We start from the raw sequence: 22,666 nt of genomic DNA on the forward strand, positions 1-22,666 counted from the left end.
CGGTTACCGGGTCTGCTCGAGCCAGGAGGCGTACAGCAGGGCGTAGACCGAGTCGGTGTCGCGGACCAGCTCCTCGTGCGGGCCGCGCTGCACGATCCGGCCCCGGTCCACCACGATCACCTCGTCCGCCGCCTGCGCGGTGGACAGCCGGTGCGCGATGGCGAGCGTGGTCCGGCCCCGGGTCACCGCGTCGAGCGTCCGTTGCAGGCGGACCTCGGTGGCCGGGTCGACAGCGCTCGTCGCCTCGTCCAGCACCAGCAGGTCCGGGTCCGCGACGTACGCCCGGGCCAGCGCCACGAGCTGCCGCTCGCCGACGCTCAGCGCCTCCCCGCGCTCACCGACCGGCGTGTCCAGCCCGGACGGAAGCCCGTCCAACCAGTCGGACAGGCCCAGCTCGGCGAAGGCGGCGGTGAGCCGCTCGTCGGTCAGGTCGGGGCGGGCGAAGCGGACGTTCTCCCCCACCGTGGCGTCGAACAGGAAGCCGTCCTGCGGCACCATCACCACCCGGGAGCGCAGGGAGTCGAAGCGCACCTGCCGCAGGTCGACCCCGGAGAGCAGGACCTCCCCCTCGGTCGGGTCCATCAGGCGGGTGAGCAGCTTGGCGAACGTGGTCTTGCCGCTTCCGGTCTCGCCCACCACCGCCACCCGGCTCTTGGCCGGGATGTCCAGGGTCACGTCGTGCAGCACCGGCGGCCCGCCCGGATAGGCGAACGTCACGCCGGCGAACCGGGCGTCCAGCGGCCCCGGCGGCAGCTCCCGCCCCTGCTCGCCCGGGTCCGCCACGTCCGGGGAGACGTCCAGCACGTCCAGCACCCGGCGCCAGCCGGCGATCGCGTTCTGCGCCTCGTTGAGCACCTCGGTGGCGATCTGCACCGGCTGGATGAAGAGCGTGACCAGGAACAGGAACGCGGTGAGCTGGCCGATCGACAGCGTGCCGCCCGCACCCAGGCTGACCCCGACCACCACCACGCCGGCCAGCGCCAGCCCGGCGGCCAGCTCCCCCACCGAGCTGCCCATGATGCTGATCCGGATCGCCCTCTGCTGGGCCACCCGCTGCCCGTCGATGGCCGTGTCCAGCCGCCGCGCGGTACGCCCGGCGATGCCGTACGCCCGGATCACCGGCGCGCCCACCACGCTCTCGCCGATCGCGCCGAGCAACGTGCCGGTGCGCTGCCGCACCAGCCCGTACGCCCCGGCGAGGCGGCGCTGCAACCGCCGGATCACCAGCAGCGCGGGCGCGAACGCGACGAGCACCACGAGCGTCAACTGCCAGGAGTACGCGAGCATCACTGCGGTGGTCACCAGCAGCTGGCCCAGGTTGACGATCAGGATCACGCCGCCCCACTGGAGGAACTGGGTGATCTGGTCGACGTCGCTGGTGACCCGGGAGACCAGCGACCCGCGCCGCTCGGACTGCTGGTGCAGCATGGACAGGTCGTGCACGTGCCGGAACGCCCGGGTGCGCACCCCGGCCAGCGCGGTCTCGCTCACGGTGAACAGCCGGCGCATCATCAGATAGCCGCAGGCGGTGGTGACCACCAGCACCCCGGCGGTGATCGCCACGGTGAGCGAGATGACGTTCAGGTCGAGCCCGCCGACGATGCCGTGATCGATGCCTCGCTGCACCGCCACCGGCACGGCGACCCGGCCGACCATGTAGACCAGCGCCAGCGCCAGCGTTCCGGCGAGGCCGGTGCGCAGCTCCGGGGAGAGCGCCAGCCCTCGCCGCAGCGTCCGCCAGGTGGTCTCGGTGCTCTCGCTGTTCTCCCCCGTGGTCGTACTCACCGGTCCACCTCGATCTCCAGGCCCGAGGGCAACGGGGTGACCTCGTCGTACGTCCGATTCTGCTCGCGTTCCTGCTCGGCCTGCTCGTACGCGGTGACCAGGTCGGCGTAGCCGGGCACGGTGGCCAGCAGCTCGGTGTGGGTGCCGCGCGCGACCACGCGGCCCTGCTCCACGTAGATCACCTCGTCGGCGAGCGCGATGGTGGCCCGGCGGTACGCCACCACCAGGATCGACGCCGGGGCGCCGCCGTCGGCGGGCGCGCGCAGCCCGGCCAGGATGGCCGCCTCGACCCGCGGGTCGACGGCGCTCGTGGCGTCGTCGAGCACCAGCAGCCGGGGTCGCCCGGCGAGTGCCCGGGCCAGTGTCAGACGCTGACGCTGTCCGCCGGACAGCGACGTGCCCCGCTCGCCGACCATGGTGTCCAGCCCGTCCGGCAGCGCGGCCACGAAGCCGTCCGCCTCGGCCAGCCGCAGCGCCGCCCACACCTCGTCGTCGCCGATGCCGGCGCGGTCGAGCGCGATGTTGGCCCGGACCGTGTCGTCGAAGACGAACGGCACCTGCGCCACCAGCGCCACGTTGCCGGCGAGCGAGGCGGCGGTCAGCTCCCGCACGTCCACGCCGTCCAGCGTGACCCGCCCGGCACCCGGGTCGACCAGGCGCACGGCGAGCGAGGCGATCGTGGACTTGCCCGCGCCGGTGGGGCCGACCAGGGCGACGGTCTTCCCGGCCGGGACGGTGAACGTCACCTCGCCGAGCACCTTGGCGCCGGGCAGGTGCGCCTCGGCCGGCTCGTACGCGAAGTGCACGTCGTCGAAGGCGAGCGTGGCCGGCTCGCGGGTGGCCGGGTCGAGTGTCGTCGTGCCGTACGGCATCTCGCCGGTCGCATCGAGCACCCGGCGGACCCGGTCCCATCCGGCGACGCTGCGCGGCAGTTCGGCCAGCACCCAGCCGATGGCGCGTACCGGGAAGGCCAGCACTGTGAACAGGAACGCGACGCTGACCAGCTCGGTCACGCTGATCGCGCCCTGCCGAAACCGGATCGCGCCGACCACCAGCACGGCGAGCGTGCCGAGGCTGGGCAGCGTCTCCAGCATCGGGTCGAACACGCCGCGCAGCCGGCCGACCGAGATCAGCGCGTCGCGCAACTCACCGGCGCGGGAGGCGAAGCGGGCCGTCTCCTGGGCCTCGCGGCCCATCGTCTTGACCACCAGCGCGCCGTCGAAGCTCTCGTGCGCGATGCCGCTGACCTCGGCCCGCAGCCGCTGTGCCCGGGCCTGCCGGGGCGCCATCCGGCGGGAGTAGACCACGTTGAGCGCGAACAGCGCGGGGAACACGGCGAGGCCGACCAGGGCCAGCGCCCAGTCGGTGAAGAACAGCGAGGCCACCGCGCCGACGAGCATCACCAGCGTGCCGACCGCGAACGGCAGCGGCGCGATCGGGTACCAGGCCGCCTCCACGTCGGAGTTGGCGTTCGACAGCAGCGTGCCGGTGGAGTTGCGGTGGTGCCAGGCCAGCGGCAGCTCCAGGTAGCGCCGGGTGACCCGGCGACGGTAGGCGGCCTGGAGCCGGTACTGCATGTAACCGGCGCCGAGCCGGCGGCCGAAGATGCCCACCACCCGCAGCACGCTGATGCCGAACAGGGCCGCCGCGGCCAGCGCCAGCGCCCCGCGGGCCGCCTCGCCGCGCTCCACGGCCGGCACGACCACGTCGCCGACCACCGCGCCGACCACGTACGCGCTGGCGATCACCAGGAGGCCGAACAGCACGCTGCCGCTGACCGCGACCGCGAAGATCCGTGGCTGTTCCCGGATGGCCTGGCCGAGCACCCGTAGCCCTCTGCCGAGCACGTCCCGACTTGTCCCGCTCGCCACGCTCTCCCCCGCCGTAAGCCGCATCGTTCTCCCCCATCCTTACCGCTCGCCGCCGGTCCCGCCGACCCGGCCGGGATATGTCCGCCGTCACGTTCCCGCCGGACCTGGGTCGAGGGCGGCCGGAATCGGTCCGGCGGCGCGATCCCGCCGGGCGCGGCGCGCCGATCGGCCGGAACGGGCCTACGATCGGGCCATGCCGCGGTACGCCCGAGCGGAGCGCGAGGCGCTCGCCGACCTGATGCTGGAACTGGGACCGGACGCACCGACCGTCAACGAGGGGTGGACCACCCGTGACCTGGCGGCGCACCTTCTGGTGCGGGAGCGCCGGCCGGACGCGGCGGGCGGGATCCTGCTGCCGCCGCTGCGCGGCTACGGCGAGTCGGTCCGCCGGCGGATCGCCGCCGGGCCGTACGCCGACCTGATCGGCCGGGTACGCCGTCCCCCGGTGTGGAGCCCGGTGAGCAACCCGCTCACCGACGAGCTGGCCAACGGGATGGAGTTCTTCATCCACCACGAGGACGTCCGCCGGGCCGGGCCGGGCTGGCAGCCGCGTGACCTGCCCGCCGGGCAGCAGGCGGTGCTGTGGAAGCGGGTGTCCCTGCTGGCCCGGATGGCGCTGCGGCGGTTCCCGGCCGAGGTGCTGGTGCAGGCGCCGGGGCACGGCGAGCTGCGGGCCGGTGGCGGCGGCGAGCGGCTGCGGCTCGTCGGCGCGCCGGGGGAACTCGTGCTGTTCCTCACCGGACGGCAGCGGGTGGCCCGGGTCCAGGTGGACGGTCCGGCCGACCGCGCCGAGCGTCTGCGTACCGCCGAACTGGGCTTGTGACCGAGGGTGTGTAGCCGGTCGGCGGCCGACAGTGGAATGTGGACACCCGAACGTCGATAACGGTTGCGTACTCCCGTACGCTCCTGCGCACCGGCCCGACCCCGCGGGGCGGCGGACAGGGGGACGACGATGCGCGACTTCGCCCTCTCGGCACTGCACGAGCCGCCCTTTCCCTCCCGGCGTCACCCCGCCGTCGACCAGGCGGCCGCGGAGAGCGCCGCCTGGGTACGCGACTTCGGCCTGGTGGAGGACCAGGCCGGACGCCGGCGGCTGGCCGGGGCGTACGCGGCGGAGCTGGCCGCTCGCGCCTGCCCCGAGGCGTCGCCGTACGGCCTGCGCCTGCTCACCGACCTGATCAACTGGCTGTTCGTGGTGGACGACGCCTGCGACGACGACGGGCTCGGCGCGGCGCCCACGCTGCTGGCACCCACGCTGGCCGCGCTGCTGGCGGTGCTCGACCGGCACGGCGACCCGGACGCGCCGGCGCCGGCCGACGGCGGGCCGATCGCCCTGGCGCTGCACGACCTGTGCCGGCGGGCCCGCGACCGGGGCCGGCCGGCCCACCTGCTGCGCCTGGTCAGCCAGTTGCGGGAGTACCTGCTGGCGCTGCTCTGGGAGGCCGCCAACCGGGAGCGACTGCGGGTGCCAGGGGTGGCCGAGTACACCCAGATGCGCCGCCACACCGGCGGCGTCCGCCCGAGTTTCACGGTGACCGACCTGGCCCGCCCGTCCGCGCCCAACGCCGACCAGCGGGTCGCGCCGGCGCTCACCGCGCTGGACGCTCTCGCCACCGACCTGATCTGCTGGTGCAACGACCTGTTCTCCTACGGCAAGGAGCGCGGCGCCGCCCCGGAGGCGCACAACCTGGTCACCACGATCGCGGGTGAGACCGGGCAGGACGAGTCGGCGGCGCTGTACGCGGCGGCGGACCGGTTCAACAAGGCCCTCGCCACGTACGCGGAGCGGGACGCGGCGCTGAGCGCCGTGGCCGACGAGGGAATGCGGGTCTTCCTGGACACCCGCCGGGACTGGATCAGGGCCACCTACGACTGGTCCCGCGCGGCCAGCCGGTACGCCTGAACGGGTCCAGCAGGCGGGACCGGGGGCGACTCGACCGATCGGGGCTAGCCGCTGGCCGGGTGCAGGCAATACCCTTCGGTAACCGCAGATCGGCGTGACCCCCGTCACGTCCCTCCACCCCTGAAGGCGGCTACAGCGATGGCTCTCGATGTACCGTACCGTTCCGTACCGGACATGTTCCTCAAGCGCGTGGCGGACTCCCCCGACCGGCACGCCTTCGCCCACCCCGCACCCGACGACTCGGGCCCGGTCTGGCTGACGTGGGAGCAGGTCGGGCAGCGCGCCAAGGCGATCGCTGCCGGGTTGCACGGGCTCGGTGTCGGCCTGGAGAACCCGGTCGCGATCCTGGCCAACACGCGCCTGGACTGGGTGCTCGCCGACTTCGGCATCATGTGCGCCGGTGGGGCCACCACCACCGTCTACCCCACCACCGAACCCGAGGACGCGATCTACATCATCGCCGACTCCGGCTCTAAGGTGCTGTTCGCGGAGAACCCGGCCCAGGCGGCGAAGATCGCCGGGGCGGACCTGCCCGCGCTGACCCACGTGGTGCTCTTCGACGGCACGCCCGACCCGGCGGCGGCCGTCCCGCAGCTCACCCTGGCCGAGCTGGAGGAGCGCGGCACAGCCGCGCTGAGCGCCGAGCCGGACCTGATCGACATGCTCGTCGCCGGCATCGGCCCGGACCACCTGGCCACGCTGATCTACACCTCGGGCACCACCGGCCGCCCGAAGGGCGTGGAGCTGCTGCACGGCGGCTGGTGCTGGGAGGGCGTGGCGCAGGCCGAGCTGGGCCTGCTGCGCGTCGACGACCTGCAGTACCTGTGGCTGCCGCTGTCGCACTCGTTCGGCAAGACGCTGCTCTGCGGCGCCACCCACGTCGGCCTGCCCACCTACGTCGACGGCCGGGTGGACAAGCTCGTCGACCTGCTGGGCGTGGTGCAGCCGACGCTCATGTGCGGCGCGCCCCGGGTCTTCGAGAAGGTCTACAACAAGGCGGTCACCACCGCGCAGGGCGCCGGCGGCGCCAAGGCCAAGATCTTCGCCTGGGGCGTCGGGGTCGGCAAGGAGAAGGTCGCGCTGGAGCAGGCCGGCAAGCCGGTCCCGGCCGGGCTGCGGATGAAGTACGCGCTGGCCGAGAAGCTCGTGTTCAGCAAGCTCCAGGCGCGGCTCGGCGGCCGGATGCGGGTGCTGGTCTCCGGCGCGGCGCCGCTGAGCAAGGAGATCGCCACCTTCTTCGCCGCCGCCAACCTGCCCATCTCGGAGGGCTACGGTCTGACCGAGACCAGCGCGGGCGCGTTCGTGAACCCGCCCGACGGGCTGAAGATCGGCAGCGTGGGCCGCGCCATGGGCGACCTGGAGTGCCGGATCGACACCGACGGCGAGGTCCTGCTGCGCGGCAAGCCGGTCATGCGCGGCTATCACAACCTGCCCGAGGAGACCGCCGCCGCGTTCACCGAGGACGGCTTCTTCCGCACCGGCGACATCGGCACGCTCGACGCCGACGGCTACCTGCGCATCACCGACCGGAAGAAGGACCTGGTCAAGACGTCCGGCGGCAAGTACGTCGCGCCGTCGCACATCGAGGGCATGTTCAAGGCGGTGTGCCCGTACACCTCGCAGGCGGTGGTGATCGGGCAGGCGCGCAACTACTGCACCATGCTCGTCACGCTGGACCCGGACGCGATCAAGGGCTGGGCCGCCGGCACCGCGCTGGAGGGCAGCGACTACACCACGATCGTCACCTCGCCGCAGGCGCGGGAGATGGTCGAGGGGTACGTGGCCGAGCTGAACGCGAAGCTCAACCGCTGGGAGACGATCAAGAAGGTGTCGATCCTCCCCCGTGACCTCACCATCGAGGACGGCGAGGTCACGCCGTCGCTGAAGATCAAGCGCCGTAGCGTGGAGACGAACTTCGCCTCCGAGATCGACAAGATGTACGAGGGCACGCTCGCCGAGCTGTAGCCGCACCGCCGTACCGTCGCGCCGGCCGTGCCCCACCGTCCCGGGGCACGGCCGCGCGCCGTTCACAAGTGCTTCTGCCGCCAGTGGCTCTGCTCGGCCTCGGCGGCGATCTGCTCCTCCAGCGCGAGCCGGCGTACCCGGCGCCGGAGGCCGTCCTCGCGGCGCGTCTCCCAGGTGACCCCGGCGCCGGTGATCATCCCGAGCACACCGAGCGCGATCAGCTCCGGGATGCGGAAGACGAACGGACCGACCACGGCCAGCGCCACCACCGCGGCCAGCAACGGCCAGTGCACCTCGCGCAGCGCGAGCCACCAGCACCCGGCGAGGCTGAGCAGGTACAACGCCACCCCGCCGAACAGGATCGCGCCCCAGAAGTCGCCCAGCGGCAGCCCCCAGGCGGGCGTGGCCGGGTCGGCGGCCTCGGCCAGCAGGTCCTTGAGGCCGAGCGCGTAGAGGATGACCCCGGCGACCATCGGCAGGTGCATGAACGTGTACACGTCCCGGGTGAGCCGGACCCGGGTTGCCTCGTCCCGGGCGTGGTGCAGCGCCTGTTCCATCGCGAAGGCGAGCGTGTCGAAGTACGCCCACCACAGCGCCGCGACGACCACGATGCCGAGCAGCGCCGACACCGCCACCGGCCCGGCCAGCGGCAGCCCGTGCTTCGGGCCGAAGCCGAGCGCGATGATCGACTCGCCGAGTGCGACCAGCACGATCAGCGCGTGCCGTTCCGCCCAGTGCCCGGCCGAGACCACCACCCACCACTGGCGGGCGAGCGTCACCCCGCCGACGTACTCGACGAGCAGCGCCAGCGTCCAGAGCGCCAGTTGCAGCGGGATCGCGAACCGCTCCTGCGGCAGCCGCGTCGGCACGGTTCCGGCGATGACCAGCAGCACGGTGGCGACGGTCGGGAACACGGCGCGCAGGAGCAGCCGGCGGCGCCGGACCGGGTCGGCGCGGTCCACCCAGCCGAAGACCGTGAGCTGGGCCATCCGGATCACGAAGTAGCAGCCGGCGAAGACCAGCGGGCCGGGCAGCCCGCCGGGGAGGTCCTCGAACGCGCTGGGCTCGCTGAGCACCAGCATGAACGTCGCCGCCACGGTGACGAAGCCGACCAGCGGCAGCACGCCCTGGTCGGCACGGAAGAAGTTGCCCATCCGGGCGAAGCCGGTCCACGACCACCAGAGCAGCGCCAGCACCAGCAGGAAGCGGTACAGGTTGGCCGGCGTGAGCTCCGAGGCGGTGAGCGTGGTGACGTTCAGGAACGCGAAGACGAAGACCAGGTCGTAGAAGAGCTCCAGCCGGGTGGTGCGGGAACCCGGGGCGGCGGACCGCACGGTCCACGACCGCCGGACTCCCCTCCCGTTCCCCACCCGGGCAGTCTGCGGGCACCGGACGGGCCGGAGCCGCACTTCGGGCCGATCACCACCGGATCGGGCGGCCGGGCGGGTCAGGCGATGACGCTCGGCTCCCGCCACTGCGGACGGCTGGTGCGGTCCAGGTCGTAGCGGACCGCCGCGAGGCGCCCGACCGCCTCCACCAGCTCGTCGGCGGGCAGGGTGAAGGGCAGCCGCAGGAAACGCTCCAGCGTCCCGTCCAGGCCGAACCGGGGACCGGGCGCCAGCCGTACGCCGACCTCCTCGGCGGCGCGGGCCAGCGCGCTGGAGATCGGGCCGTCCAGCTCGGCCCAGAGCGTGACGCCGCCGCTCGGTACCCGTACCCGCCAGTCGGGCAGCCGGTCGGCGAGCGCGGCGACCAGGGCGTCCCGCTGGGCGACGAGCTGGGCCCGGCGGGCCGCCACGATGGCCGGCGCCTCGGTGAGCAGGTGCACGGCGACGAGCTGGTCGAGCACCGGGCTGGCCATGTCCACCCCGACCCGGGCCGCGGCGAGCCGCTGCACCTGGGGCGCGGAGGCGCGGACCCAGCCGATCCGCAACCCGCCCCAGTAGGGCTTGCTCATGCCGCCGATGCTGATCACCCGGGAGTGCCTGTCGAAGACGGCCACCGGCGGCGGCAGCGTGGTGTCGTCCAGCGGCAGGTCGACGAAGGACTCGTCGACCACCAGGTCGGTGCCGGCCGCGTGGGCCGTGCCGACCAGCCGCTCGCGCAGGTCGGCGGCCATCAGGTGGCCGGTCGGGTTCTGGAACTCGGGGATCACGTACGCGAGCTTCGGCCGGGTCTGCCGGAGGCTGCCGAGCAGCAGTTCGGCGTCCCAGCCCTCGTCGGACAGGCCGTGGGTGGCGATCCGGGCCCGGCGGGCGGACAACGCGGCCAGCGCGTTGGGGTAGGTGGGCGACTCGACGAGCACGCCGCCGCCGGGCGACAGGGCCAGCCGCAGCACCAGGTCCAGCGCGTGCTGGGTGCCGCTGGTGACCATGATCTGTTCCGGGCTGGTGGGCAGGCCGCGCTCGGTGTAGGCGCGGGCCACCGCCTCGCGCAGCTCGATGATGCCGGTCGGGTGGTAGCCGGCGCCGCCGAGGTAGCGGGGCAGGTCCTCGGCCGCGGCCCGGGCGGCCGGGACGAGCTGCGGCGGCGCGGACAGCGCGGCCACGCCGAGGTCGATCATGTCGCGGTCGTCGAGCGGCGTCCACAGCCCGGTGCTGGCCACCCGGTGTCCGCCGGGCAGCATGGTCCAGCTCCCGGCGCCCCGGCGGCTGGCCAGGTGGCCGCTCTCCCGCAGTTCCCGGTACGCGGCGGTGACAGTGGTCCGGCTGATCCGCAGCGCCTCGGCCAGTTCCCGCTCGGCCGGCAGCCGTACCCCGAGTGGGAGCCGCCCGTCGGCGAGCAACCCGCGGACGGCGCCGGCGAGCGCGGCGTAGTCGGGGCTGCGCCGGCGGCCCGGCAGGGCGTGCCACTGGCCGAGAAGCCGCGCCAATTGGACGCCGCGCACCTGGCTGGTCATGGCCACACCTCCGGAATTGGCACCCTTGAGGACCGCGATTGGCCCCTAGGGTGGCATGCATGGCACAGCTTGGCAATCTCCGGCACCGGCCGGCGCGACGGCTCACCCAGCTCTACGCCGGGCTGGTCCTGTACGGCGTGAGCATGGCGCTGATGATCCGGTCGGAGCTGGGGCTGGACCCGTGGGACGTGTTCCACCAGGGGCTCGCCCGGCAGACCGGCCTGTCGTTCGGCACCGTCACCATCGCCGTCGGCGCGCTCGTGCTGCTGCTCTGGATCCCGCTGCGGCAGCGTCCCGGCCTCGGCACGGTCAGCAACGTGGTGGTGATCGGGCTGGTCGTCGACGCCACCCTGGCCGTGCTTCCGCCCGGGGAGGGCATGCCGGCGCGCGTCGCGCTGCTCGTCGCCGGGATCGTCGCCAACGGCGCCGCCACCGGCCTCTACCTCGGCGCCGGGCTCGGCCCCGGCCCGCGCGACGGCCTGATGACCGGGTTCGTCGCCCGCCACCCCCGGTTCTCGGTCCGGCTGGTCCGCACCGTCATCGAGATCACCGTGCTGGCGCTCGGCTGGCTGCTCGGCGGCACCGTCGGCCTCGGCACGGTGGCCTACGCGCTGACCATCGGCCCGCTGGCCCAGTTCTTCATCCCGGTCTTCGCGCTGCCCGCACGACCGGCGGCCGGTGCGTACGCTACGTGACCGCGGCCGGGCCGACCGCCACGGCCGGGCACGAGCCGCAACGCGCTGAGCTGCGACGACGCAGAACCGGGAAACCAGGTGTTTCCTCCGCCGTCGCCGCCGGGCATCATTCCTGCATGGGGGAGAACGGATGGCGTTGGAGCGACGCCTGGATCTTCGTCGCGTTGGTCATCGCCAGTGGCGCCGGCCGGCACCGGCGGGCCGCCGCGACACGCCGCCCCGAAGGCGTACGGCTGGCCGACGTCCTCTCCACCGCCGACCACCTCAACCAGGCCATCCCGGAGCGGCACGAGGTGGAGGGGGCGGTCCGGCGGCTCGTCGGCGCGGGCCTGGTCAGCGTCGCCGACGGCTGGTTCCGGGTCACCCCGGACGGTGAACGGCTCTGGCGCACCCGGCCCAGCGCCGGGCTCGGCACCACAGTCGACACGGTGCAGGGCGTGCTGACCCGGCGGCACCCGCCCGCCGAGTCCGAGTGGCAGCTCGACGAGGACGACCACGCCGCCGCCGTGCAGGAGTACGTGGTCCGGTCCATCCCGATGCCGCGCCGCTCCCCCGAGGGGCACTCCGGCCGGCAGTGACCGCCGCCTCAGCGCACCGGGTGCCCGGCGCCGCGCAGCGCGTCCTTGACCTCGCCGACCGTGAGTTCGCCGAAGTGGAAGACGCTGGCCGCGAGCACCGCGTCCGCCCCGGCGCCGATCGCCGGCGGGAAATGGGCCACCTCGCCCGCGCCCCCGCTGGCGATCACCGGCACGTCGACCACCTCGCGGACAGCCTGGATCAGCGGCAGGTCGAACCCGGCCTTGGTGCCGTCGGCGTCCATCGAGTTGAGCAGGATCTCGCCCGCGCCCAGCTCGGCGCCGCGCGCCGCCCACTCGACCGCGTCCAGCCCGGTGCCCCGCCGGCCACCGTGCGTGGTCACCTCGAAGCCGCTCGGCGTCGTGCCGTCCGGGGCGCGGCGCACGTCGAGCGAGAGCACCAGGACCTGGCGGCCGAACCGGTCGGCGATCTCGGCGATCAGCTCCGGCCGGGCGATGGCGGCGGTGTTCACGCCGACCTTGTCCGCACCGGCGCGCAGCAGCGTGTCGACGTCGGCGACCTGGCGTACGCCGCCGCCCACCGTGAGCGGGATGAAGACCGACTCGGCGGTGCGCCGCACCACGTCGAGCATGGTGCCCCGGTCGCTGGACGAGGCGGTGACGTCGAGGAAGGTCAGCTCGTCCGCGCCGGCCCGGTCGTACGCCGCCGCCAGCTCCACCGGGTCGCCGGCGTCGCGCAGGTCGAGGAAGTTGACCCCCTTGACCACGCGCCCGGCGTCCACGTCCAGACACGGGATGACCCGTACCGCCACCGTCATGCCCCGAGCCTAACGAACGCGCGGGCGGTGGTGACCCGCCGGTGAGGCCGGTCACCACCGCCCGCGGTGGAGTGGTTCGCGCCGGTCAGAGACGGACCAGCATCTTGCCGAGGTTCTCGCCGCGCAGCAGGCCGAGGAACGCCTCGGGGGCCTGCTCGATGCCGTCGACGATCGTCTCGTCGTACGACAGCCGGCCCTCGCGCAGCCAGCCCGCCACCTCCTGCACGAACTGCTCCCGCAGGTGACCGTGGTCACCGACGAGGAATCCGCGCAGCGTCAGCCGCTTACCGATCACCAGCGCCAGGTTGCGCGGCGCGGCGGGCGGCTCGGTGGCGTTGTACTGCGCGATCATGCCGCAGATCGCGGCCCGGCCGTGCAGGTTCATCGCCCCGATCGCGGCCTCCAGGTGCTCGCCGCCGACGTTGTCGAAGTACACGTCGACGCCGTCCGGGGCGGCGGCCCTGAGCTGCTTGTACACGGGGCCGTCGTGGTAGTCGAAGGCGGCGTCGAAGCCGAGCGCGGTGAGGCGTTCCACCTTCGCCGGGGAACCGGCGCTGCCGATCACCCGCCCGGCGCCGCGCAGCTTCGCGATCTGGCCGACCATGCTGCCCACCGCGCCGGCCGCGCCGGAGACGAACACGGTCTCCCCCGGCTTCATCGCGGCCACGTCGAGCAGCCCGGCGTACGCGGTCAGCCCGGTCATGCCGAGCACGCCCAGGTACGCGGTGACCGGCGCCAGGCCGGGATCGACCTTGCGGACGCCCTTGGCGTCCACCAGCGCGTACTCGCGCCAGCCGAGCCCGTGCAGCACCGTGTCGCCGGGCTTGACGTCACCGGCCTCGCCGGCCACCACCTCACCGATCGCGCCCCCGTCGAGCGGGGCGTCGAGCGCGAACGGCGGCACGTACGACTTGACGTCGTTCATCCGCCCGCGCATGTACGGGTCGACGGACATGAACCGGTTGCGGACCACGACCTGCCCGGGGCCCGGCGTCGGCACCTCGGTGGTGACCAGGCGGAAGTTCTCCGGGGTCGGCCAGCCCTCCGGCCGGGACGCCAGGTGGATCTCCCGGTTCACCCGCGCCTCGCTCATCGTGCTCACAGGGCCGCGCGGACCGTGCGCGTGACCTCGACGTTCCCACGCGTCGCGTTGGAGTAGGGGCAGACCTGGTGGGCCGCGTCCACGAGCTGCTCGGCGGCGGCGCGCTCGACCGCGGGCAGGTCCACCACGAGCGTCACGGCCAGGCCGTAGCCGCCGCTGCCGTTCGGGCCGATGCCCACCTCGGCCTCGACGACCGAGCCGGAGACGTCCGCCTTGGCCTGGCGGGCAACCACGCGCAGCGCGGAGTGGAAGCAGGCCGCGTAGCCGGCCGCGAAGAGCTGCTCCGGGTTGGCCGCGCCGCCGGCGCCGCCCATCTCCTTCGGTACGGCGAGATCCAGCTCGACCGTGCCGTCGGAGGTCCGGACGTGACCGTCGCGGCCGTCGCCGGTGGCGCGGGCGGAGGCGGTGTAGAGCACCTGCATGTCACTGCTCCTTCTGTCGGTGGATCGTCTCGGTGACCCGGGTGAGGATGCCGTGGAGGAAGACCAGTTCGGCCTCGGTGAGCCCGGTCGCGGTGGCCACCCGGCGCGGCACGTCACCCATCCGCTCCCGCAGGGCCCGGCCCTGGCCGGTGAGGCCCACCTCGACCCGGCGCTCATCGGCAGCCGAGCGGGTACGCACCACCAGGCCGGCCGCCTCCAGCCGTTTGAGCAGCGGGGAGAGCGTGCCGGAGTCGAGCCGGAGCGCGGCGCCGAGTTCGGAGACCGTGGGAGCGTCGTCGTCGCGCTCCCAGAGCACCAGCAGCACCAGGTACTGCGGGTAGGTCAGCCCGTGCTCGTCGAGGATGGGCCGGTAGACGTCGGTCAGGGCACGCGACGCCGCGTAGAGCGCGAAGCACACCTGCCGGCGCAGTACCAGATCATCGGCCACGCCCTGAAAGGTAGCGCGCAATCAAGTTGTGCGCAACTTATCGGGCTGCGAGGCGAGGCCGACCACTGCGGGCGGCACCGCTCAGCGGTCCGGCAGGTACGCCTCCAGCTCGACCTCGACCAGCAGATCCGGGTCGATCAGCCCGGCCACCACCACCATCGTCGCCACCGGGCGCACCGGGCCGAACACCGCGTTGTGTGCCCGGCCCACCTCGTCGGCGTAGATCCGGTCGGTCACGTACATCCGCGTCCGCACCACGTCACCCGGCCCGGCGCCGACCTCGGCCAGCGCGTCCAGGCCGATCCGGATCGCCTGCGCGGTCTGCGCAGCCGCGTCACCCGCGTGCGCCACCCGGCCGTCCACGGTGGAGGTGCAGCCGGCGGTGATCGCCAGTGAGCCGGCCCGGACCACCCGGGAATAGCCGTAGAGCGCCTCCCACGGGCCGCCAGAGCCGAGCCGGGTCACCACCCCGGCGTCCGCCGGCGTCCGGGCCGGCTCGGCCGTCACGCGCCGGCCCGCAGAGTCGCCAGCGCCTCGGCGACGGTGAACGCGCCCGCGTAGAGCGCCTTACCGGCGATCACGCCCTCCACACCCACCGGCTCCAGCGTGGCCAGCGCCCGCAGGTCGTCCAGCGTGGACACACCGCCGGAGGCGATCACCGGGGCATCGGTACGGGCGCACACCTCGCGCAGCAGGTCCAGGTTGGGCCCGCGCATGGTGCCGTCCTTGGTGATGTCGGTGACCACGTACCGCGCGGCGCCGGCGGCGTCGAGCCGGGCCAGCACCTCGTAGAGGTCACCGCCGTCGCGGGTCCAGCCGCGCGCCGACAGGGTACGGCCGCGCACGTCCAGCCCGATCGCCACCCGGTCGCCGTACTCGCCGCAGATCCGGTCGCACCACTGCGGGTCCTCCAGCGCGGCGGTGCCGATGTTGACCCGGGCCGCCCCGGTGCCGAGCGCCGCCCGCAGCGACTCGTCGTCGCGGATGCCGCCGGACAGCTCCACCTTCACGTCCAGCTTGCCGACCACCTCGGCGAGCAGCGCGGCGTTGGAGCCCCGCCCGAACGCGGCGTCCAGGTCGACCAGGTGGATCCACTCCGCGCCGTCGGACTGCCAGGCCAGAGCCGCGTCCAGCGGGTCGCCGTACGCGGTCTCGCTACCGGCGGCGCCCTGCACGAGCCGGACGGCCTGGCCGTCGGCGACGTCCACGGCGGGCAACAGGGTGAGGCTCAACGCTTCTCTCCTCGGATCCTCAACGACGGTCCAGCGCGATCACCACGACCGCGGGCAGGACCAGCAACAACAACACGACCAGCACCAGCCGCAGCGCGAGGTCGTCCACCAGGTTCCAGATGGCGACCACCGCCACCACGGTGAGCACCAGGATCGTCGCCCGCTCGCGGCGGGTGTGCCGGCGCAGCCGGCCGGTACGCCCGCGCCGCATCGACGGCGTCAGCCGGCGTACCAGGGAACGACGCCGCTCCCGGCGCGTCACCCGGCGGGCGCGGACGGCGCGCGCCCGCTCCTGCTCGGCCTCGCGCTCCGCGCGGCGGCGGGCCCGCTCCTTGCTCACGCGAACACTCGCGGGCGCCCCGCCCGCGTGCCCCGGACCGGTCCGGTCACAGCGTGCCGAGCCAGTTGCGCAGCAGCGCGGCGCCGGCGTCGGCCGACTTCTCCGGGTGGAACTGCGCGGCCGACAGCGGCCCCCGCTCCACCGCCGCGACGAAGTCCGCGCCGTGGTGCGCGGTGGTCACCGCGGCACCCGCCTCGGCCAGCGCCGCCGGGTCGGTCACGCCATAGGAGTGGACGAAGTAGAACCGGGTGTCGCCCGGCAGCCCGGCGAACAGCGTCGAGCCGGCCGGTGGCTGCACGGTGTTCCAGCCCATGTGCGGCAGCCGCCGGGCGGGCAGCCGGGTCACGCCGCCGGGCAGCAGCCCGAGCCCCTTGGTGACCACGCCGTGCTCCTCGCCGTGCCCGAACAGGATCTGCATGCCGACGCAGATGCCCAGCACCGGCCGCCCGGCGGCGACCCGGTCGGCGATGACCGGCCCGGCGCCCAGCGCCTCGATCCCGGCCATGCACGCGGCGAACGCGCCGACGCCCGGCACCACCAGGCCGTCGGCCGACGCGGCGGCGTCCAGGTCGTCGGTGACAGTCACCTCGGCGCCGGCCCGCTCCACCGCGCGCTCGGCCGAGCGCAGGTTGCCCGAGCCGTAGTCGAGCACCACCACCCGTGCCATCAGCTCTCCCCCGGCAGCAGCCAGAGCACCCCGGCGACGGTGGCCAGCACGGCCAGCAGGCCGGTGATCACCACGGCGGCGCGGGGCGCGCCCTGCTTGAGCAGCGACCACGTCCCGCCGACCAGCAGGCCGGCCAGGATCAACAGAAGTGTGGGCAGCACCTTCATCAGAGCCAGCTTCCGTTCGCGACTGCGGGACTCCGCTTCGCTGCGTTCCTCGCGCTCATCAGAGAGCGCCCTTCGTGGAGGGGACCACGCCCGCGTTACGCGGGTCCAGCGCGGTCGCCTCGCGCAGCGCGCGGGAGACGGCCTTGAACTGCGCCTCGACCACGTGGTGGGCGTCCGGGTGACCGCCGGGCCGGGCCGCGCGGAGCACGTCCACGTGCAGCGTGATCCGGGCCGACTGACCGAACGACTCCCAGATGTGCCGGGTCATGCTCGTCGGATAGACCGGCCCGATGTACGGGGCCAGCGCCGGCTCGTCGTGCACCACGTACGGGCGGCCGGACAGGTCGACGGCGGCCCGGACCAGCACCTCGTCCATCGGGACGGTGGCCGAGCCGTACCGCCGGATGCCGGCCTTGTCGCCCAGCGCCCGGTCGAATGCGGCGCCCAGCGCGAGCGCCGTGTCCTCCATCGTGTGGTGCGCGTCGATCTCCAGGTCGCCGACGGTGTGCACGGTCAGGTCGAAGCCGCCGTGCCGGGCGATCTGGTTGAGCATGTGGTCGTAGAAGCCGACGCCGGTGGAGATGTCGGCCTTGCCGGTGCCGTCGAGGTCGATCTCGACGAGCACCTTCGTCTCGTTTGTGACCCGCTCGATCCGGGCGATCCGGCTCATGAAACTGTCTCCATCGCGGTGAGGAAGGCGTCGGTCTCGGTCGGGGTCCCGGCGGTGACGCGCAGCCAGCCGGGCAGGCCGACGTCGCGCACCAGCACGCCGGCATCGAGCAGGGTACGCCAGGCCACCGCCTGGTCCCCCTCGACGGCGAACAGCACGAAGTTGGCGTCGCTGTCGGCCACCCGGTGACCCCGGGCGCGCAGCTCGGCGACGATCCGGTCCCGCTGCTGCATGATCGCGGCCACGGTGCCGAGCAGGGCGTCCCGGTGCGCCAGCGCCGCGCGGGCGGCGGCCTGGGTGAGCGCGGACAGGTGGTACGGCAGCCGGACCAGCTGCACCGCGTCCACCACCGCCGGGTCGGCGGCCAGGTAGCCGAGCCGGCCGCCGGCGAACCCGAACGCCTTGCTCATGGTGCGGGTCACCACCAGCCGCGGGTGGCCGGGCAGCACGGCGAGCGCGCTGACCGTGCCGGGCCGGGCGAACTCGGCGTACGCCTCGTCGACGACCACCATGCCGGGCGCCTCGTCCAGTACGGCGGCGACCACCGCCGGGTCGAGCGCGGTGCCGGTCGGGTTGTTCGGCGAGCAGAGGAACACCACGTCCGGCCGGTGCTCGCGGATCTGGGCCACCGCCTCGCCGGCGGTGAGACCGAAGTCCGCGCCGCGCCGGGCGGGCACCCACCGGGTGCCGGTGCCGAGCGCCAGCAGCGGGTGCATCGAGTACGCCGGCGTGAAGCCGAGCGCGGTGCGCCCGGGACCGCCGAACGCCTGGAGCAGCTGCTGCTGGATCTCGTTGGAGCCGTTCGCCGCCCACACGTGGTCCGCGGTGAGCCCGTGACCGAGGTATGCGGCCAGGTCGGCGCGCAGCGCCACCGCGTCCCGGTCCGGGTAGCGGTTGAGGTCGCGCAGCTCGGCGGCGACCGCCTTGCCGATCGCCTCCACCACCGGCTCGGGCACCGGGTAGGAGTTCTCGTTGGTGTTCAACCGCACCGGCACGTCGAGCTGCGGCGCCCCGTACGGCGTCCGCCCGCGCAGGTCGTCGCGGATCGGCAGGTCGTCGAGCGTGGTCACGACGCGCCGCCCTCGGGGAACCGGACGCTGACCGCCTGGCCGTGCGCGGGCAGGTCCTCCACCGTCGCCAGGGTGACCACGTGCGGGGCCACGTCGCGCAGCGCCTCCTGGGTGTATTCGATCAGGTGCACGCCGCGCAGGAAGGACTGCACGGACAGGCCGGAGGAGTGCCGGGCGCAGCCGCCGGTGGGCAGCACGTGGTTGGAGCCCGCGCAGTAGTCGCCGAGCGACACCGGCGACCAGGCGCCCACGAACACCGCTCCGGCGTTGCGCACCCGCAGCGCCCACTCGCGGGCGTTCTCGGTCTGGATCTCCAGGTGCTCGGCCGCGTACGCGTCGACCACCCGCAGGCCCGCCTCCAGGTCGTCGACCAGGACCACGCCGCTCTGCTCGCCGCGCAGCGCGGTGCCGATCCGCTCGGCGTGCTTGGCCGCCGGCGCCTGCCGGGCCAGCTCGGCGTCGACCGCGTCGGCCAGCGCGGTGGACGGCGTGACCAGCACGCTCGCGGCCAGCGGGTCGTGCTCGGCCTGGCTGATCAGGTCGGCGGCGACGTGCGCCGGGTCGGCGGTGTCGTCGGCCAGGATCGCGATCTCGGTCGGGCCGGCCTCGGCGTCGATGCCGACCACGCCGCGCAGCAGCCGCTTCGCGGCGGTGACCCAGATGTTGCCCGGACCGGTGATCATGTCGACCGGCTCGCAGCGCTCGTCCCCGGCCGGGTCGACGCCCGCGCCGTACGCGAGCATCGCGACCGCCTGGGCGCCGCCGACCGCGTACACCTCGTCCACGCCGAGCAGCGCGCAGGCGGCGAGGACGCGCCGGTCCGGCAGGCCGTCGTTGTCCTTCTGCGGCGGGCTCACCACCACCAGCGAGCGCACCCCGGCCGCCTGGGCCGGTACCACGTTCATCACGACAGTCGACGGGTACATGGCCAGGCCGCCGGGGACGTAGAGGCCGACCCGGTCGACCGGCACCCACCGCTCGGTCACCGTGCCGCCGGGCACCACCGTCGTGGTGTGGTCGGTGCGGCGCTGGTCGTCGTGGACCTTGCGGGCCCGGGTGATCGACTCCAGCAGCGCGGCGCGGACCTGCGGATCCAGCTCGCCCTCGGCGGCGCGGATCGTCTCGACCGGCACCCGCAGCCGCTCCGGGGAGACGCCGTCGAACCGTTCGCTCGCCTCCCGGATCGCCGGGTACCCATGGTCCCGGACCGCCTCCACGAGCGGGCGGATCCGCTCGACCGCCACGGAGACGTCGAGCTGGGCACGGGGCAGCAGGCGGCGCGGGTCACGGGCCCCGCCGCGCAGGTCGATCCGATTCAGCACGCCTGCGAGTCTAGGCCGCCGCCGGTGTCACCGGCCGGGCCCGCCCGCACGCCGGGACGGTGAGCCGGGACACGCGCGGGCGGGCCCGTTGGCGATACGCTCGATCACGTGAGCGCACGGCTGCCGGTGTTCCCGCTCGGGACCGTCCTCTTCCCCGGGCTGGTCCTTCCGCTGCACATCTTCGAGGAGCGCTACAAGGCGCTGGTGCGTCATCTCGTGGGGCTGCCCGAGGGCGCGCCGCGCGAGTTCGGCGTGGTGGCGATCCAGGCCGGCTGGGAGGTCGCGCCGGCCGGGCCGCCGGGGCGTTCCGGGCCGGCCGGCGGCGAGGTCACGCTGCACGAGGTCGGCTGCACCGCCGAGCTGCGGCAGGTCACCGAGCTGGCCGACGGCGGCTTCGACATCGTCACCGTCGGGCGGCGGCGGTTCCGGGTCGCCGACGTCGACGACTCCGCCGAGCCGTACCTCACCGCCGAGGTGGAGTGGCTGCCGGAGCCGGACGGCCCGGACGAGGTCTCCGACCTGCTGGCGGCCCGGGTGATCTCGGTGTTCCGGCAGTATCTGGGCCTGATCCGGCCGGACCAGCAGGAGATCACCGAGCAGCTGCCCGAGGATCCGACGGTCCTGTCGCACCTGGTCGCCGCGACCGCCGCGCTGACCGTCGCCGACCGGCAGCGGCTGCTCGCCGTCGACGACACGGCCGGCCGGCTGCGCGCCGAGCTTCGCCTGCTCAACCGGGAGACGGCGTTGCTGCGGCAGGTGCGCGCGGTGCCGGTGCCGCTCAGCGAGCTGGCTGGTCCCCCGGCGCCGAACTGAACCCGGGTGGGGGCGGCCAGGCCGCGTCGGGCTCCGGCTCCGGCCGCAGCGACGGCCACCGCGACCAGCCCGCCAGCAGCGTGTACGTGACTGCCGCGCCGAACGCGGCGAGCAGCAGGTTCCCGTGCGGCAACGGCAGCGGGCCGTACCAGTCGACGCCGCCGGCACGCAGGTCGACGGGTTTGGTGAACGCGGTGCCCGGCGGCGCGGTCTCCACCAGCCGCTGGAACGTCGACAGGCCGATCCGGCGGCCGACCTGCCAGGCCACCACCGCCGCGCCGAGGCCGCCGAGCGTCACCGCGAGCAGACCGGCCGGGCCGCGCCGACGGCGCAGCAGCACCCACAGGGCGACGGCGGCGAGCACACCGAAGCCGAGCGTCAGGAGGCTGAACCAGCCGTCCGCGGCGATCGGCTGCTCCGGCTGCGTGGTCGCGTAGACCGCGCCGGCCGGGGTCTGCCGCACCGGGGTGGCGGGCGCCGCCCACGCCCACAGCAGCCCCAGCGGCACGCCGAGCGCGGTGAGCAGCGCGACCACGCCGAGCGCGGTGACCAGCGGGCGGCCGGACCGGGCGGCGTCGGCGCCGGGCAGCTCCGCCACCACGCCGGGATACCCGGCGAGCGGGTCGGCGCCCGGCGCGGTGACCGGCGTGCCGGCGGGTACCGGCAGGCCACCGGGCCAGCCGGGCGGCTGCTCGCGCTCGGGCCACGCGGCGTCACCAGGCCACGGGGCGTCGCCGGGAGGCGGGAGGGCGTCGCCGGTACGCGCGTCGGTGCCGTCGGTGCGCTCGCGCGCCCGCTCGGGCTCAGGGGTGTCCGGACTCACCCGTTGATCCTCTCAGGCCCGGGCACGGCGCGGGGCGGTGGTCGGCGCTCAGCGCGCGAACGGTTCCAGCATCACCGCTGCCGCCTTGAGCCAGGCGTTGCGGGTCTCGGCCTGGAGCTGGTGGTACTCGATCGAGGAGCCGGTCTCCAGCGCCGGGTCGTAGGGCACCACGGCGACCGCCCGGGTACGGGTGGCGAAGTGCCGTTCCAGGTCGTCCTGCAACGAGGTACGCCCCGGCGTGGGGCAGGAGATCAGCGTGACCGCGTTGTCGGCCAGCTCGCCCATGCCCACCTCGTGCAGCAGGTCGAGCATCCAGTCCGCGCTGAACGCCGCGTCCTCACGCGGCACGGTGGTCACCACGAGCTGGTCGGCGGCCTGCATGACGGTGCGCCAGTTCGGGCTCTCCACGTTGTTGCCGGTGTCCACGCAGACCACCTCGTGGGTGCGGCGCAGCAGCTCCAGCACCCGCTTGACGGTGAACTGGTCGAGCCGCTGGGCGAAACGCGGGCTCTCCTCGCCGGCCAGCACGTCGTACGAGCCGTCGGAGGCGTGCCGCAGGTAGTCGTCGAGGTGCGACAGCAGCGTGTTGCCCTCGAGGATCTCGATCTGCGCCAGGTCGTGGATCAGGTGGCGGATGGTGCGGGCGTGCCGGGCGCTGCCGGCCCGCAGACCGAGCGTGCCGCGCAGCTCGTTGTCGTCCCAGGCGAGCACGCCGCGCCCGCGTACGCTGCCGACCGTCGCGGCGGCGAGCACTGTCGCGGTGGTCTTGTGCACCCCGCCCTTGGGGTTGGCGAAGGCGAGCACCCTCGGGGTGCCCAGCTCGCGGCGGAGCACGCTGGTCGCCCGTTCCAGCTCCGGGTCCGGCTCCGGGGCGCGCCACTGCACCTGGGCCGCGTCGACCCGGCCGGAGCGGCCCTCCAGCGGGCGGCGGGGCGCGGGTACCACCGGCTCCGGGGCGGGCGGCGTGTCCGGCCGGTAGCGACCCCGGTCGAGCAGCGCGTAGCGGGACTCGGGCGGCGGCGGCGCGGGCCGGTAGCCGCCGTCGAGAAGGGAGTACCGGGACTCGGCCGGCGCCTCGGCCCGGCCGCGCGGCTCCGGCCGGGCCGGCTCGGGCCGCC

Annotated in this window: 24 protein-coding genes; 6 read left to right on the top strand and 18 right to left on the bottom strand. The window is 74.3% G+C overall.

Annotated features, from left to right (window positions below):
- Positions 1-3 precede the first annotated feature (3 nt).
- Positions 4-1,785, bottom strand: coding sequence for an ABC transporter ATP-binding protein (locus F8279_RS09210; RefSeq protein ID WP_151499676.1), 1,782 nt, complete (start codon positions 1,783-1,785; stop codon positions 4-6).
- Complete coding sequence (locus tag F8279_RS09215) at positions 1,782-3,680, bottom strand: ABC transporter ATP-binding protein (RefSeq protein ID WP_225853201.1); 1,899 nt, start codon at positions 3,678-3,680, stop codon at positions 1,782-1,784. The genes F8279_RS09210 and F8279_RS09215 overlap by 4 nt, the downstream gene beginning before the upstream one ends.
- A 169-nt stretch (positions 3,681-3,849) precedes the next feature.
- Between F8279_RS09215 and F8279_RS09220 the strand changes: the two genes are divergently transcribed.
- From F8279_RS09220 to F8279_RS09230, 3 genes are all read left to right on the top strand, one after another.
- Entirely contained in the window at positions 3,850-4,479 is a 630-nt protein-coding gene (locus tag F8279_RS09220; protein WP_091420688.1) for a TIGR03085 family metal-binding protein, read from the top strand.
- Positions 4,480-4,608: 129 nt separating this feature from the next.
- The gene (locus F8279_RS09225) at positions 4,609-5,559 is read left to right on the top strand and encodes a terpene synthase (protein WP_091420692.1); all 951 of its coding nucleotides are present in this window, start codon (positions 4,609-4,611) and stop codon (positions 5,557-5,559) included.
- A 138-nt stretch (positions 5,560-5,697) separates the two neighbouring features.
- Entirely contained in the window at positions 5,698-7,524 is a 1,827-nt protein-coding gene (locus tag F8279_RS09230; RefSeq protein WP_091420696.1) for a long-chain fatty acid--CoA ligase, read from the top strand.
- Between the two features lie 62 nt (positions 7,525-7,586).
- On the opposite strand, the gene F8279_RS09235 is transcribed toward F8279_RS09230, so the two are convergent.
- Entirely contained in the window at positions 7,587-8,858 is a 1,272-nt protein-coding gene (locus tag F8279_RS09235) for a low temperature requirement protein A (protein WP_091420700.1), read from the bottom strand.
- 113 nt (positions 8,859-8,971) lie between these two features.
- Entirely contained in the window at positions 8,972-10,423 is a 1,452-nt protein-coding gene (locus F8279_RS09240; protein WP_091420703.1) for a PLP-dependent aminotransferase family protein, read from the bottom strand.
- Positions 10,424-10,482: 59 nt separating this feature from the next.
- Here F8279_RS09240 and F8279_RS09245 point away from each other — a divergent pair, with 59 nt between their 5' ends.
- Positions 10,483-11,118: a YitT family protein gene (locus F8279_RS09245; RefSeq protein WP_091420707.1), complete on the top strand. Its 636-nt coding sequence runs from the start codon at positions 10,483-10,485 to the stop codon at positions 11,116-11,118.
- A 116-nt stretch (positions 11,119-11,234) separates the two neighbouring features.
- Positions 11,235-11,696 (top strand): hypothetical protein, encoded by a 462-nt coding sequence (locus F8279_RS09250; RefSeq protein WP_091420710.1) that lies wholly within the window; start codon positions 11,235-11,237, stop codon positions 11,694-11,696.
- An 8-nt stretch (positions 11,697-11,704) separates the two neighbouring features.
- Here the strand turns inward: F8279_RS09250 and hisF are convergent, their stop codons facing one another.
- The 12 genes from hisF to hisD all read right to left on the bottom strand — a co-directional run bounded on the left by hisF (position 11,705) and on the right by hisD (position 19,912).
- Positions 11,705-12,472 carry an imidazole glycerol phosphate synthase subunit HisF gene (gene hisF, locus F8279_RS09255; RefSeq protein ID WP_091420714.1) on the bottom strand — a complete coding sequence of 256 codons (768 nt, stop codon included), beginning with the start codon at positions 12,470-12,472 and terminating at the stop codon, positions 11,705-11,707.
- 85 nt (positions 12,473-12,557) lie between these two features.
- Entirely contained in the window at positions 12,558-13,565 is a 1,008-nt protein-coding gene (locus F8279_RS09260) for an NADP-dependent oxidoreductase (RefSeq protein WP_091421957.1), read from the bottom strand.
- A 5-nt stretch (positions 13,566-13,570) separates the two neighbouring features.
- Positions 13,571-13,996: an organic hydroperoxide resistance protein gene (locus F8279_RS09265; RefSeq protein ID WP_151499677.1), complete on the bottom strand. Its 426-nt coding sequence runs from the start codon at positions 13,994-13,996 to the stop codon at positions 13,571-13,573.
- A gap of 1 nt (position 13,997) precedes the next feature.
- A complete protein-coding gene (locus F8279_RS09270; protein ID WP_091420721.1) occupies positions 13,998-14,444 on the bottom strand; it encodes a MarR family winged helix-turn-helix transcriptional regulator in 447 nt (148 codons plus the stop codon).
- Positions 14,445-14,525: 81 nt separating this feature from the next.
- Positions 14,526-14,951: a RidA family protein gene (locus F8279_RS09275; protein WP_091420723.1), complete on the bottom strand. Its 426-nt coding sequence runs from the start codon at positions 14,949-14,951 to the stop codon at positions 14,526-14,528.
- Positions 14,948-15,676: a bifunctional 1-(5-phosphoribosyl)-5-((5-phosphoribosylamino)methylideneamino)imidazole-4-carboxamide isomerase/phosphoribosylanthranilate isomerase PriA gene (gene priA / locus F8279_RS09280; protein ID WP_018785235.1), complete on the bottom strand. Its 729-nt coding sequence runs from the start codon at positions 15,674-15,676 to the stop codon at positions 14,948-14,950. Before priA ends, F8279_RS09275 begins: the two co-directional genes overlap by 4 nt.
- 19 nt (positions 15,677-15,695) lie before the next feature.
- Entirely contained in the window at positions 15,696-16,016 is a 321-nt protein-coding gene (locus tag F8279_RS09285) for a hypothetical protein (protein ID WP_091420728.1), read from the bottom strand.
- Positions 16,017-16,062: 46 nt separating this feature from the next.
- Entirely contained in the window at positions 16,063-16,683 is a 621-nt protein-coding gene (gene hisH, locus F8279_RS09290) for an imidazole glycerol phosphate synthase subunit HisH (RefSeq protein ID WP_091420731.1), read from the bottom strand.
- Positions 16,683-16,850 (bottom strand): hypothetical protein, encoded by a 168-nt coding sequence (locus F8279_RS30230; RefSeq protein ID WP_013287581.1) that lies wholly within the window; start codon positions 16,848-16,850, stop codon positions 16,683-16,685. Before F8279_RS30230 ends, hisH begins: the two co-directional genes overlap by 1 nt.
- Positions 16,851-16,908: 58 nt before the next feature.
- Positions 16,909-17,520: an imidazoleglycerol-phosphate dehydratase HisB gene (gene hisB / locus F8279_RS09295; protein ID WP_018785239.1), complete on the bottom strand. Its 612-nt coding sequence runs from the start codon at positions 17,518-17,520 to the stop codon at positions 16,909-16,911.
- On the bottom strand, positions 17,517-18,590 hold the full coding sequence (locus tag F8279_RS09300) for a histidinol-phosphate transaminase (protein ID WP_151499678.1): 1,074 nt from the start codon (positions 18,588-18,590) through the stop codon (positions 17,517-17,519). Before F8279_RS09300 ends, hisB begins: the two co-directional genes overlap by 4 nt.
- Positions 18,587-19,912 (bottom strand): histidinol dehydrogenase, encoded by a 1,326-nt coding sequence (hisD, locus tag F8279_RS09305; protein ID WP_091420739.1) that lies wholly within the window; start codon positions 19,910-19,912, stop codon positions 18,587-18,589. Before hisD ends, F8279_RS09300 begins: the two co-directional genes overlap by 4 nt.
- 108 nt (positions 19,913-20,020) lie before the next feature.
- Between hisD and F8279_RS09310 the strand changes: the two genes are divergently transcribed.
- Positions 20,021-20,725, top strand: a complete 705-nt coding sequence (locus F8279_RS09310; protein ID WP_091420742.1) for an LON peptidase substrate-binding domain-containing protein — start codon at positions 20,021-20,023, stop codon at positions 20,723-20,725.
- Here the strand turns inward: F8279_RS09310 and F8279_RS09315 are convergent.
- The gene (locus F8279_RS09315) at positions 20,691-21,548 is read right to left on the bottom strand and encodes a DUF2567 domain-containing protein (protein ID WP_091420744.1); all 858 of its coding nucleotides are present in this window, start codon (positions 21,546-21,548) and stop codon (positions 20,691-20,693) included. The two genes, F8279_RS09310 and F8279_RS09315, sit on opposite strands and share 35 nt — an antisense overlap.
- A 48-nt stretch (positions 21,549-21,596) precedes the next feature.
- On the bottom strand, positions 21,597-22,666 hold a 1,070-nt coding region (locus tag F8279_RS09320), incomplete at its 5' end, for an AAA family ATPase (RefSeq protein WP_151499680.1).

Origin of the sequence: Micromonospora sp. AMSO1212t (assembly GCF_008868145.1) — a bacterium.
GTDB lineage: Bacteria > Actinomycetota > Actinomycetes > Mycobacteriales > Micromonosporaceae > Micromonospora > Micromonospora tulbaghiae.